This is a genomic window from Anaeromyxobacter dehalogenans 2CP-1 (assembly GCF_000022145.1).
Taxonomy (GTDB): domain Bacteria; phylum Myxococcota; class Myxococcia; order Myxococcales; family Anaeromyxobacteraceae; genus Anaeromyxobacter; species Anaeromyxobacter dehalogenans.
The window spans coordinates 1,590,847-1,603,430 of the sequence record NC_011891.1; the positions used below are offsets into that span (position 1 = coordinate 1,590,847).

Below are 12,584 nucleotides of genomic sequence, written 5' to 3' on the forward strand. Positions count from 1 at the left end.
GCGTGGCCTCGCCGCGCGCGCTCGCCTACCTCGCCTACCGCGCCCTGGTCGCGCACCCGCTGAAGCGGCTGCGCGCCCGCGGGCCTGGGCTGGAGCGGTTCCGGGCGGCGTACGTCTCCGAGGGGCTGCTCCCGACGCTCCTCGGGGATCGCGAGGTGGACGAGGCCGCGTCCGCGTGCATCTCGTGCGGCCTGTGCGAGCCCGGCTGCGACCTCGCGCGGGCCGCGCCGGCGGTGCGCGCGCTCGGGCTGCACGCGGCCTTCCGGCTGTACGGCCGGGCCGGGCCGGAGCTGGCCCTCGCCGCGGGCGCGCTCGGCGCCTGCGACGGCTGCGGCGACTGCGAGGCGCGCTGCCCGGTGGGCGTGCCCATCTCGCGCGTGGTCCGGGCGCTGCACGCGCGGGCCGAGGTGGGCGCGACGCTGCGGGGCGCGCGCTCCGGTCAGGCCGTGGCGGGCGCCGCGAACGCGATCGTCTCCCAGGCGCCCGGCGTGAAGTGGTCGAGGTAGATCCGGTACCCGAGGCCGAGGGCGTCGATCCAGGCGGGCAGGGCGCCGAGGTCCTCCGGCCGGTGGTACGCGGCGATGGCGAGCCGGGGCCGGTGCCGGCGGATGGTCCGCTCGGCGCCGCGCAGGGCGGCGAGCTCCGCGCCCTCGACGTCCAGCTTCAGGAAGTCCACCCGGGGGAGCCCGCGCGCCTCGACCAGATCGTCCACGCTGCGCGTGCGCGCCGCGGCCGCCCCGGCGCCCGGCGCCGCGCCGAGGTGCGTGGCCGGGCCGTGCTCGGTGAACGGGATCTCCTCGCCGCTGCGGTCCCAGAGCGCCTCCGGCACGATCTCCACCCGCCCGGCCAGCGCCGGGTTGAGCGCCAGGTTCGCGCGGAACACCTCGAGGTGCGCGGGCAGGAACTCGAAGCTGAGCACGCGCCCCGCCGGGCCGACCTGGTGCGCGAAGTGGAGCGCGGTCTCGCCGAAGCAGCCGCCGCCGTCCACGACCACGTCGCCCTCCGCCGGCGCCACCCGGACGCCGGCGCGGTCGAGCTGGTACTGGCGCAGGAAGAACGTCGCGACCACGTACTCGGCGGTGGAGAGCAGCTCGAGCGGGAGGCCGGCCGGCCGGAGATCGTAGCGGTCCAGCCGCCAGCCCTGGAACGCCTGCGACCCGCCGCGCGTGGCCGAGGCCGGCACGGCGCCGCGCTCGCGGAGCATCCGCGCCTCCACGTCCTCCTCGAGCGAGCGCGCGCGGTCCGCGTCGAAGCGCACCGGGACGCGCCCCGGCCCGAGCGCGCGGTGCGCGCACAGCTCCAGCATCCAGCGGCGCGAGTCGGCGTCGGCGAGCGCGGCCCAGGCGCGCTCGAACTCCGCGTGGCGCCCCAGCACCGCCGCCGCCGCGTGCGCGGCCGCCTCGAGCGAGGGCCCGGCGTCGCCGGCCGGTGCCTCGGAGGCGAGGTCGAGCACCCGCAGGAACGCGCGGGTGAACGCCGCGCCCGGCATCCCGCCGCCGGCCGCCGCGCGGTCGAGCATGCCGACGAACGTGCGGAACGCCTCGCCGGACGCCGGCGAGAGCTCCAGCTCGCGGAGCAGCGCGGCCGCGGCGTCCGCCGGGCGGCCCAGCCCGGCGAGCGCGAGCGCGCGGGCGCGGTGCGCCTGCGGGCGCGCGCCGTCGAGCTGCGCGGCACGATCCGCGAGCCGCAGCGCGTCGGCGGGCGACCCCGCCTCGAGCCGGGCGACGGCGTCCGAGACCAGCGCCGCCGCGTCCTCCGCCGGAGAGGCCGGGGCCGGGCGAGGGCGCGCGAGCGGGCCCGCCTCGATCCCGGCGAGCAGCTGGCGCATGCGCTGCGCGTAGGTGTGGCGCCCCGCGACCGCGCGCTGCTGCTCGGCGGCGAGCACGGCGCGCCCCTCGGCGTCGGCGAGCCAGCGCTCCACGAGCGCGGGCAGCTCGGCGGGATCGTCGAACCGAACCAGCCCGTCCACCAGCTCGTCCTCGCCGTTGTGCACCGCGCCGCCGATCAGCAGCCCGCCCGCGCCGAGCGCCTCGAAGAAGCGCATGTTCACGTCGTTGCCCACCGGCAGGTTCAGGATGATCCGGCTCTGCTGGTAGATGCGCAGCGCGGCCTCGCCGTAGGCCTGGCCGAACACGCAGCTCGGGAACCGCCGCGCCAGGTCGCGACAGATGCGCGGCCGGTCGCCGAGCGGTGTCCCGAGGAAGCACCAGTCGATCTGCTTCGGCTGGGCCGGGTCGGGCGCGAGGCGCGCCGGGTCGTACGCGAGCGGCAGCCAGCGCGCGGCGATCCCGCGGCGCGCCAGCAGGTCCACCCCGTCGCGCTGCGCGCTGAAGACGTGGTCGAAGTCCCGCGCCTTCTCCGGGCGCAGCAGCGTCCCGCCCGCGAGCGGCGCGCCGAGCCGGTGCGTGTCGATGCAGTAGTAGGCCGACGGGGCCCCCAGGCCCACAGGCCCGGGGTAGGCGAGGTCGTCGTCCACCTGCAGGTAGAGGTCGGCGGACGGCAGGGCCTCGTAGCCGACGAGCTCGACGCCGCCGCCAGGCGTCCGCCGCAGCGGCTCGTGGTGGAACGCATCGCAGCCGATCTCGTGCAGCGCGCGGAGCACGTGCACCCCCGTCGTGTCCTCGCGGGGGAGGGTGCTGAAGACGACGCCGATCCTCATCCGGCCTCCGGTCGCGCCGTGTGCGTGGCGCCGCCGGAGGCCCTTGCCTGGCCCGTGCCAGGAGGGGCGCCGCGGAAGGCGTGCCGCGCGACAGGTTCGTGACGCGGCAGGACGCCGCGGGGACCCGTCCCGGGATATGATCCGGTCCGGTGAAGCCCTTCCTGATCGTCAACCCCGCCAGCGCCTCCGGCCGCACCGGCCGCCACTTCGACCGGATCGCCCGCGCGGTGCGCGCCTCCATCGGCGACTTCGAGTGCGCCTTCACCCGCGCCCGCGGCGACGGCGTGCGCCTGGCGCGCGAGGCGCTCGCCTCGGGCGGCAAGCTGGTGGTGGCGGTCGGCGGCGACGGCACCGCCAGCGAGGTCATCGACGGGCTCACCGGCGAGACCGGCCCGCGCGATCCCGAGGCGCACTTCGGGTTCATCCCCCGCGGCACCGGCGGCGACCTGTGCCGCACGCTCGGCATCGACCCCGACGTGGACTCGGCGGCGCGCACGCTCGCCTCGCGCGACGTGGCGGTGCTCGATCTGGGGAGGCTGGAGCTGGCGGGCCCCGACGGCGCGCCGGTCACGCGTCACTTCGCCAACGTGGCCGGCTTCGGCGTGTCGGGCGAGGTGAGCGCGCTCGTGAACCGCGGGCTGAAGCTCCCCAGCGGGAAGCTGTCCTACATGCTCGCCTCCGCGCGCGCGCTCATGAGCTGGTCGGACCAGCCGGTGCGGTGGCGCGTGGACGGCGGGGCGTGGAAGGAGGAGCGGATCACCGCCGTCTCGGTCTGCAACGGGCGCTACTTCGGGGGCGGCATGAAGGTGGCGCCGGACGCCCGCATGGACGACGGCCTGTTCGACGTCGTGCTGTGGAAGGCGTTCGGCATGGGCGACTTCATCGCCAAGCGCCCCATGCTCTACGACGGCACCCACGTGCGCCTCGAGAACACCCGGGTGCTGCGCGCGCGCACGCTGGAGGCCGAGCCGCTGGAGGGGGCGCGGGTGCGCATCGACTCCGACGGCGAGTCGCCGGGGCGCCTCCCGGCGCGGTTCACGATCCTCCCGGGTGCGCTCCGGATCCGCGTGGGGCGTTGACCTCGCCGCCGGGGCTGCACGGTCCTTACCCTCCAGCATCATGACGCTCGCCCTCGTCGTCGCCGTGCTCACCGCCGCAACCCCCGCAGGCGGGAAGGCCGCAATCCCCGCCGTCCGGCACGCCGGGGCGCCCGGGCCCGCGCCGCGGGCCATCCGCTCGGCGGAGGACCTGGCCGCGCTGTGCCGCGCGCTCACGCCGCCGGAGCGGCTCCGTCCGCGCGGCGACGCGGTGGAGCGGGGCGAGGCCGAGGCCCGCCACGACGCGGACCGCGACGCCGCCATCGTGGCGCGCTACGCCATCACGCTCCCCGCGGCCCGCCTGGCGTTCGCGCCGTACGACGCGAGCGAGCGGCGCCTGGCGCTGGCCGAGCCCGGCGTGCTGCCGGTCGCGGAGGGCGGGTCGCGGCTGTGGCCGAGCGAGGAGCGCGGGCTGCCGGTCGACGCCGACGCGGCCGCCGCGCGGCGCGTGCTCGAGGCGCAGCGCGCCGGCCGGCTCTCGCTCGAGCTGACGTTCGACCTCCCCGACGACGCCACCTGCGGCGCCGATCCCCGCGGCAAGACGTTCACGCTGCCGGTCGAGCCGGTGGAGTGGGCCTGGACCGACGGCGGCGCGGCGCTGGCCCGCGGCGGGGCCGGCGCGGGTCGCCCGCTCGCGACCGCGGCGCAGGGCGCCACGCCCAGGGTGGACGTGGGCGAGCCCATCGCCGGGCCGTCGGAGGCGAAGCGCGCCGTGCTGACCCGCGCCGGCGATCTGCAGGCCTGCTACGCGGAGGCGCTGCGCCGGGATCCGGCGGTCGACGGGGTGCTGGTGGTCGAGCTGGGCGGCGGCCGCATCGGCGTGGCCGCCGACTCCACCGGCACGCCCGAGCTGTCGACCTGCGTGCAGCGCGCGCTCGCCACGCTCGCCCCGCCCGGCGGCGGCCGGGTGGCGGTGCCCATCCGCTTCGAGCTGGTCGCGCCGGCAACCGCCGCGGCCGGCACCGGGTCGGCGCCGGCGACGCGCTGACGGCTCAGACGCAGCGCCAGTACGCGGTCGCGACCAGCGTCCGGCGCTCCTTCACCTCGGAGCGCTTCTTGAGGTCGGCGATGGCGCGGTCCTTCTCGGCGTAGCGCTGCGCCTCGACGGCGCGCAGGTCGTCGAGCTTGCGCCGGTACTCGCGCTCGGCGCGCTCCAGCAGCGCCCGTCGATCCCGCAGCGGCAGGTCGGAGCGGTCGCCCAGCGCGGCGCGCGCCCGACCCCAGGCGGCGCGCGCGTCCTCGGCCGCCTTCCGCGGCGAGGCGAGCGCGTCCTCCACCGCCCGGTCCCAGCGGTCGCGCGAGGCGTCGTAGGCGGCGCCGATCCGCTCCTGCAGGTCGGCGACCAGCGCCGCGTGGAACGCCTCCAGCGCCTGCTCCTGGGCCTCGCCGATCGACACCGTGGCGCCGCGCGGTCCGGCCTGCGTCTCCTCCGCCGGGAGCGCCGCGAACGCGTCGGCGTCCTCCGGGGAGAGCGCGTGGAACCGCTCCCCGTCGAACCAGAGGACCAGGTGCACCACGCGCTCCTCCGAGACGAGCGCGTCGAACGCGTACTTGTAGGCGAACCACCAGCCCTCGCGCCCGGCCAGCTTGCCCAGCGAGGCCGGCAGGAGGCGGTTGGGGAGCTCCAGGAACGAGACCGCGTCCTGCGGCCGGGCGCGGATCCGCTCCGCCGCGGCCTGGATCAGCTTCGCGCGGCGGGTGCGGCCGCGGGCCGGCTCCTCCGGCGGCGCCGCCGCCTCCTCCTCGAACGCGGCCGCGACCAGCGCCTCCTCGTCGGCCTCGCGCCGGGCCACCGCCTCCTTCGCGTTCTTCTCCGCCACCCGCAGCCGGCCGCGCACCTCGCCGTCGAACCGCTCGAACAGGAGCGCGCGGGCCGCCGCGAAGCGGGCCGAGATCCGGTCGTCCAGCTCGCCGCGCAGCTTCGAGAAGGCGCGGTCGATCTCCTCGCCGGAGCGGCAGGCCTGGTAGATGTCCAGCACCCGCTTCTCGAAGTCGATGCCGGTGCCGAGCGCGCCCAGGATCTCGTCCGACGAGCCGAACACGCCGTCGAACAGCGCCAGCTTCTGCGAGAGCAGGTCGAACAGGCGGGCGTCGGCGGCGTTGGACCGGTTCAGGAAGTTCAGCACCAGCACGTCGCGCTGCTGGCCGTAGCGGTGGCAGCGGCCGATGCGCTGCTCCACGCGCTGCGGGTTCCAGGGCAGGTCGTAGTTGACCACCAGGTTGCAGAACTGGAGGTTCAGCCCCTCGGCGCCGGCCTCGGTCATCAGCAGGATCTGGGTGCGGTCGCGGAACTCCTCCACCAGCGCGGCGCGCTTCTCGGTGCCGCCCACGTCGCCGGAGAGGCAGGTGACGCTGTAGCCCTTCGACTCGAGCAGCCGCCGGAGGTAGTCCTGCGTGCGCCGGAACTCGGTGAACACCACCGCCTTCTCCGGCCACCCGCACGCCTTCGCGACGGTGAAGCAGCGGTCGAGCCCGCGCACCAGCGCGTCGCCCTTCGCGTTCACCTTGATCTCGCGCGCCAGCCTGGCGCAGGCGCGCAGCTCGGTGAGCTCGTCGTTCATGCGCCGGAGCGCGAGCTGGCCCTTCGGCTTCTGGGGCGCGCCCTCGTCGTCGAAGAGCTCCTCCACCTCCTCGGCGAACCCGTCCATCTCCAGCAGGAGGTCGGCCTGGGCGGTGCACTCGACCCCGGCGATCTTCTGGTCGAGCGTGTCGGCGAGGCGGTCCAGCGTGGCCGCGAGCGCGAACGACGAGGACGCCAGGATCTTGCGGTACACCAGCACGAACAGCGCGCGCCGGGCCATGGGGATGGCGTAGGCGTCCTCGCGCCGCAGGTACTCGGAGACGCGGTCGTACAGCTCCTGCTCCTGCGCGGTGGGGGCGAAGTCCTCCACGATGGAGCGGCGGGCCGTGTACTTGACGTACTCCTTCACCTGCCGGCGGAGGGTGCGCACCACCACCGGCGCCAGCCGCGCCTTCAGGTCGGCGGCCTTGTCCTCGGTGAGCTCGCCGGACGCGTACTGGAGCCGGAACGTCTCCTCGTTGCCGAGCAGCGCGTCGTCGATGAACGCGGCCAGCCCGAGCAGCTCCATCAGGTCGTTCTGCAGCGGGGTGGCGGTGAGCAGGAGCTTCGGTGAGCGCCGCAGCGCCCGGCGCAGCGCCTGGCCGGTGCGGTGGTCCTTGCGGTAGGCGTTGCGGAGCCGGTGCGCCTCGTCGATGACCGCCACGTCCCAGTGGACGCGCTCCACCTCGGCGACGCGCAGCGCGGCGAACGGGTGCGAGCAGATCACGATCCCGCCGGTGTCGAACGGGTTCGTCTTCAGCCCCTGGCGCTCGCGCTCGCGGCAGGTGTCGCCGTCCACCACGTCCGCCTCGAGGCCGAACTTCGAGCGCAGCTCCTCCCGCCACTGCGCGCGCAGCGAGGCCGGCACCAGGATGACGGCGCGCGGCTTCCCCTCGGCGGCGAGCTGCGCCAGCACCAGGCCCGCCTCGACGGTCTTCCCCAGGCCGACCTCGTCGGCCAGCACCGCGCCGCCGGTGGGGAGCGCCGCCAGCGCGAACGCGGCCGCCTCGATCTGGTGGGGGTTCAGGTCCACCGCGGAGTGGGCCAGCGCGGGCGCGAGCCGGGACGTGCCGCCCCCGCCGCGCGCGGTCAGCGCCTCCGCCGCAACCCGCTGGTGGAACCGCGTCAGCTGCGGCCGGGCCGAGCCCGCGCGCGACGCAACCTGAGACACCCCGCCCATCCGCACCGCCTCCGCCACCCCGGGGCGCCCACGCGCCCGCCCACGCCGCAGCGCGCGCGGAGGTTCCCGCGGCGCCGCCCGGTATCCCGCGATACCGGAGCGGCCACTGTACCAGCATCCGGATCCCGGCGGCAGCCGCTCGTGCGCCCGCGTCGGGGCTGGCGTGTGCGCGCCGACCCCACGCGCGCGGCGGGACGGCGAGGCGGCGGTCGCTGCGCCCGCGGCGGCCGCACCGGGCGGCGCGCCGCGGGACCGGCTCCGGGACGGCGGCGCCGTCAGCGGGCGAAGACGTCGGCGGCCGGCGTGATGCGGATCGCGTCCGGCCGGATGCCGAGCTTCGACGCGCCGATGAGCCGGTCCTCCTCGAGCAGCGCGGCCGGCTTCTCGGCGTCGTACTTCACGGTGGAGACGCCGTCGGCGGCGAGTGCCGCCGCGAGCCCCTTCGCGTCCTGCGTCACGATCACGAACGACAGGTCGGTGGCGGAGAGGTGCGTGCGGATGGCGCGGTTCACGTCCTCGCGGGTGAGCTTCGCGAGCCCGTCGCGCAGGTAGCGCGTGAACTCCGGGATGCCGTACCAGCGCGAGTCGAGCGCGTAGCCGACCTGCTGCTCCTGGCGGGCGGTCATCACGTACACGTTCTTCATGAGGTAGGCCCGGGTGGCCTCGAAGTCGGCCTGCGAGAGCCCCTCGTCCACCAGCTTGCGCAGCTCGTGCAGCGCGATCCGGATCGCCATCTGGGCGTTCTGCGGCTGCACCGGCCGGATCCACACCTCGAAGAGCTGCGCCCGGCGGGCCAGGTTCGGGTCCGGGAAGAACTGGAACATGCCGCGCGGGAACGCCTCGACGTACGCGTAGTCGCCGTAGTTCATCCCGCGCGCCTCGCGGATGCGCTGGTACAGGTGCGAGGTGGAGGCGCGGTGCTCGCCCAGCCAGGTCTTGGCGAGCCAGAGCGCCGGGAAGTCCGGGTGGCCGCGGGTGACCGCGATGGGCAGGCCGAAGGAGATGGCGGTGGCGCGCGTGTCCTTCTGGACGATCTCCACCTCGATGCCCTTCGGGCGGCGGCCGGTCACCGCCGGCGCCGGCTCCGCCTGCGCCACCGGCAGCCGCCCCAGGTCCGCCTGGAGCCGGTCGAGGAACGCCTTCGGCGCGTCGCCGCCCACGCCGACCAGCACGTCCGGCCGCGCGTAGCGGGCCCGGACGAACGCCTTCACGTCCTCGAGCGTCACCGCCTGGATGCCCGCCACGGTGCCGATGGCGGGGTGGCCGTAGGGCGTGCCGGCGAAGGCGTTCGCCTGCAGGCGCTCCTTGGCCAGTTCCTCGTCGTTCGACTCGCGCAGGTCCTGGGTGAGCGCGTTCAGGTGCTCGTCCTTGATGCGCCGGAAGTCCTCCTCGCGGAAGCCGGGCTCGGTGACCTGCGGCAGCGCCACGTCCGCGAACCGCTGCCAGCCGTCGGCGGGGAAGCGCCCGGTGAGCGTCGCCATCTCCTTGTCCACCTGCGCGTCCAGGCTGGCGGCGAGCGGGTGCAGCGCCTCGCGGATCTCGTCGAGGCGCATCCGCTGCGACCCCGCGGCGGCGAGCATGTCCGCGGCGAGCGCGGCCAGGCCCTCCTTGCCCTTCGGGTCCTTCGCGCTGCCGGCCGGGAACACGAGCTTCACCGTGACCACCGGGAGCTTCGAGGGGAGCAGCGTCACCGGCACGCCGGCCGGCGCGGGCGGGCGCGGCTCCAGGGACGCGAGCGCGGGCTGCGCCTTCACCGCGGCCGGGAGCGGGTCCTTCGCGAGCGTCGTCACCACCAGGCCGGCGTCGGTGAAGTAGCGCCGCGCGGCGGCCAGCAGGTCGGGGCCCCGCAGCGAGGCGTAGGTGCGGAAGAGCTGGTTCGCGGTCGCGTAGGAGCGCCGGAAGTGTGCGAAGCGCGCCACCATGCCGGCGACGGCGTCGGTCGAGTCGAGCCGGCGCACGAACGCGGCGCGCCCGAAGGACTTCTGATCGGCGAGCTTCTTCGGATCCGGCGCGGCGGCGCGCGCCTGCGCGAACGCCTTCAGCAGGACGTCGCGGACGTAGGGCGCGTCCTCCGCCTTCTTCAGCCGCGCGAACACGGTCACCAGGCCCGGATCCACGTTCGGCCCGGTGTCGGTGAACAGCGCGTCGACCTTCTGCTCGTCCACCACCAGCTTCCGGTAGACGTCGGAGGTCTCGCCGAAGTGGAGGTCGAACAGGAGGTCCACCGCCGCCCAGTCCTTGCCGGTCTCGGAGAACGCCGGGCCGTGGAACGCCACGGTGACCCACGGCAGCGTGGGCGTGGTCCAGGGCACGTGCGCGTAGACCGGCCCCTGCGGCGCGGGCTCGGCGGGGATCCGGGCCTGGTGGTCGCCGCGCTTCCAGCCGCCGAAGTACTTCTCGACCAGCGGGAACACCTTCTCCGGCCGCACGTCGCCGGCCACGATCACCGTCGCGTGCTCGGGCCGGTACCAGCGCGCGTAGAACGCGCGCGAGTAGTCGTACTGGTTGGGCATGTCCTCGATGTCGGCGAGGAAGCCCATGGTCGTGTGCTTGTACGTGTGCGCGCGGAACGCGGCGTCGCGCTGCACCTCCTCCAGCTTCACCAGCGGGTTGGAGGCGTTCTTGTTGTACTCGCCGAGGATGGCGCGCGACTCGGTCTTGAAGCCCTCCACCGAGTAGTCGAGGTGCTGGAAGCGGTCCGCCTCGATCTCGAGGACCTTCTCCAGGTCCTCCCTGGCGAAGGTGGTGTGGTAGTTCGTGAGGTCGTCGCTCGTGTACGCGTTCTGCCGCGCGCCGATGCGCGTGAGCACCGCCTGGTACGCGTCCGGCGGGTAGGCCTTCGTCCCGCGGAACATCATGTGCTCGAAGAAGTGCGCGAAGCCGGTCTTGCCGGGCTCGACCTCGTTGCGCGAGCCGGTCTGGATCGGGATCTGGACCGAGACGAGATCCGGGAAGCCGGTCGGCACCACGATCACCTTCAGGCCGTTCGGGAGCGTCCGCTCCGCGGCGGGGAAGGGCAGCACGTCGCCGGCGGCGGCGCGCGGCGGCGCGGCGGAGGCGAGCGCGGGCGCGGCCAGGGCCAGGGCTGCGATGGCGGCGGCGGCGGCGAGGAACGATGGAGCAGGGGTCGGACGCATGCGGCGGATCTCCCTCGGGTGAACGAGAAAGGGACGAAAGCACGGGGTGGGGCGACCGGCAAGCGGCGCCTCCCCCGGCGCCACGCCGTCGCTTCTCCGAGGCGCGGCGGCCCGGTCCGTGACCCCCGCGGCCAGGAGGGTCGCGCGCCGTCGCGTCGAAATAGCCCCGGCCTCCCTCCCGTAGGAAAGGCCATCGGAGGTTGGACATGAAGGCCCTCGCAATCGTCGCTCTCGCCGTCGCCCTCGAAGCAGGCTTCCTCTTCACGCTCGCGGTCCCCGCCCGCGCCGCCGTCGCCCAGGACGGCCGCGCCGCCCAGGTCGAGCTGGCGCGCGCTCCGGCGCCCGTCCCGGCCCGCTCGTAGCCCGCACGCGGCACCCCGCGGTGGACTACGATGCGCCATGGCCGAACGCCCCTGCCTGCTCCTCGCCGCCTTCCCGCCCGAGCTGGCGGGCCTCGACGCGGCGCCGCCGCCCGGCTGGATCGCGGGCGTCACCGGGGTGGGCGCCGTCGCGGCGGCGATCGAGACGGCGCGGCTCGTCGCCCGCCACGCGCCGGCGCGGGTGCTGTTCGTCGGGACCTGCGGCGCCTACGACGCGCGGCTCGCGCCCGGCGACCTGCTCGCCGCGTCCGAGGTGGTCGCGACCTCGCTCGACGAGGTGGAGGGCCGGGCGTACCGGCCGGCGATCGAGCGGGTGCGCTGGCCGGCGGGCTGGGACCTGCCGCTCCCGGCGCATTGGGTGGCGGTGCCGCCCGCCATCACCCGCACCGAGGCGGGTGCCCGCGCGCTCGCCGCGGTGGCCGCGGCGGAGCACCTCGAGCTGACCGGCGTCTTCGCCGCGTGCCACGCCGCGGGCGTGCCGGCGGCCGCGGCGCTGGCGGTCGCGAACCGGGTCGGCCCGGACGCGCACGCAGAGTGGAAGGCCACGCACGCCGCCGCGAGCGCGGCGCTCCGCGCGGCGCTGGAGGCGCGCGGCGTGCTGCCGACGTCCGCCGCCGGCCGGTCCCGCTGATCGGCGCGAGCCGCGCGCGCTCAGAGCGCGTGAATCCATCCCCGGACCGAGCCAGGCGGTCGAGACGCGAGCAGCGCGAGGCGCGACGACCGAGCATGCCCCGAGGCATGTGAGGGAGGAGCAACGACGCGATGCGACGCGGATCGGCCGCCGCGGCGACGGGAGGGGGGGCACGTGCTCTCAGCGCGGAGGGGGCGTGGGGCGGGCGGCCGACGCGGCGGCGAGCGATCGCCGAAGGACCCAGGCGATGGCGAGAAGGACGGCGCCCGTCCCGAGCGCCGGCAGGATCAGCGCGCCGGCGCCGCCGCGGCCGGCCGCCAGCGTGGCGCGGAGCGCGGTGACGTCCGCGGCGAGCGACCCGACGTACACCGAGACGACGAGGCCCGGGAGGCTCCCGAGCAGCGACGCGAGCGCGAAGGCGCGGAGCGGCACCGGCGTCGCGCCGAGCAGGTAGTTGAGGACGGTGAACGGCGCGAACGGCGCGAGCCGCAGCAGCAGCACCACGCGGAAGCCGGAGGCGCCCAGCGCGGCGTCGAGGCCCGCGAGGGCGGGGGAGCGCGCGGCCAGCCGGGCGGCGCGCTCCCGCACCAGCCAGCGGCCGGCGCCGAACGCGGCGCAGGCGCCGGCGGTGCTGGCCGGGATGGCGAGGAGCGAGCCGGTCACCGGCCCGAGCGCGAACCCGGCGGCGAGGTGCAGCAGCGGAGCGGGCACGAGGAGCGGGCCGCTCGCGACGTAGGCCGCCGCCAGCGCGGCGGCGGCGGCGGGCGCGCTCTGCCGCAGCGCCTCGAGCGCGCGGGTGGCGGGGCCCGGGGCGAGCGCGGCGAGCGCGGCCGCGACCGCGACGACCAGCAGGGCGGCGGCGGGCCGGGCGAGCCGGGCCAGCCGGCCCGGCGGAGGGGAGGAGGGGAGCACGCGCGCAGTGTAGCGCCCCTCGGTCCCA

The 12,584-nt window shown here is 76.2% G+C and carries 9 protein-coding genes; 5 read left to right on the plus strand and 4 right to left on the minus strand.

Features of this window, described 5'->3' with window-relative positions; translation table 11 throughout:
* Positions 1 to 2 precede the first annotated feature (2 nt).
* Positions 3 to 506 (plus strand): 4Fe-4S dicluster domain-containing protein, encoded by a 504-nt coding sequence (locus A2CP1_RS07145; RefSeq protein WP_012632722.1) that lies wholly within the window; start codon positions 3 to 5, stop codon positions 504 to 506.
* Here the strand turns inward: A2CP1_RS07145 and A2CP1_RS07150 are convergent.
* Positions 440 to 2,659: an FkbM family methyltransferase gene (locus A2CP1_RS07150; RefSeq protein WP_012632723.1), complete on the minus strand. Its 2,220-nt coding sequence runs from the start codon at positions 2,657 to 2,659 to the stop codon at positions 440 to 442. The genes A2CP1_RS07145 and A2CP1_RS07150 overlap by 67 nt on opposite strands.
* A 149-nt stretch (positions 2,660 to 2,808) precedes the next feature.
* On the opposite strand from A2CP1_RS07150, the gene A2CP1_RS07155 reads away from it, so the two are divergent.
* Positions 2,809 to 3,738 (plus strand): diacylglycerol/lipid kinase family protein, encoded by a 930-nt coding sequence (locus A2CP1_RS07155; protein ID WP_012632724.1) that lies wholly within the window; start codon positions 2,809 to 2,811, stop codon positions 3,736 to 3,738.
* A 40-nt stretch (positions 3,739 to 3,778) separates the two neighbouring features.
* Positions 3,779 to 4,744, plus strand: a complete 966-nt coding sequence (locus A2CP1_RS07160; RefSeq protein WP_012632725.1) for a hypothetical protein — start codon at positions 3,779 to 3,781, stop codon at positions 4,742 to 4,744.
* Positions 4,745 to 4,748: 4 nt separating this feature from the next.
* Here A2CP1_RS07160 and A2CP1_RS07165 read toward each other — a convergent pair whose 3' ends face one another.
* Entirely contained in the window at positions 4,749 to 7,496 is a 2,748-nt protein-coding gene (locus tag A2CP1_RS07165) for an SNF2-related protein (RefSeq protein WP_012632726.1), read from the minus strand.
* Positions 7,497 to 7,771: 275 nt separating this feature from the next.
* Complete coding sequence (locus A2CP1_RS07170) at positions 7,772 to 10,633, minus strand: M16 family metallopeptidase (RefSeq protein WP_012632727.1); 2,862 nt, start codon at positions 10,631 to 10,633, stop codon at positions 7,772 to 7,774.
* Positions 10,634 to 10,839: 206 nt separating this feature from the next.
* Between A2CP1_RS07170 and A2CP1_RS23430 the strand changes: the two genes are divergently transcribed.
* Complete coding sequence (locus A2CP1_RS23430) at positions 10,840 to 10,995, plus strand: hypothetical protein (RefSeq protein WP_012632728.1); 156 nt, start codon at positions 10,840 to 10,842, stop codon at positions 10,993 to 10,995.
* 37 nt (positions 10,996 to 11,032) lie between these two features.
* Positions 11,033 to 11,644 (plus strand): phosphorylase family protein, encoded by a 612-nt coding sequence (locus A2CP1_RS07175; RefSeq protein WP_012632729.1) that lies wholly within the window; start codon positions 11,033 to 11,035, stop codon positions 11,642 to 11,644.
* A 180-nt stretch (positions 11,645 to 11,824) separates the two neighbouring features.
* Here A2CP1_RS07175 and A2CP1_RS07180 read toward each other — a convergent pair whose 3' ends face one another.
* Complete coding sequence (locus tag A2CP1_RS07180; RefSeq protein WP_245530005.1) at positions 11,825 to 12,556, minus strand: TVP38/TMEM64 family protein; 732 nt, start codon at positions 12,554 to 12,556, stop codon at positions 11,825 to 11,827.
* Positions 12,557 to 12,584 lie beyond the last annotated feature (28 nt).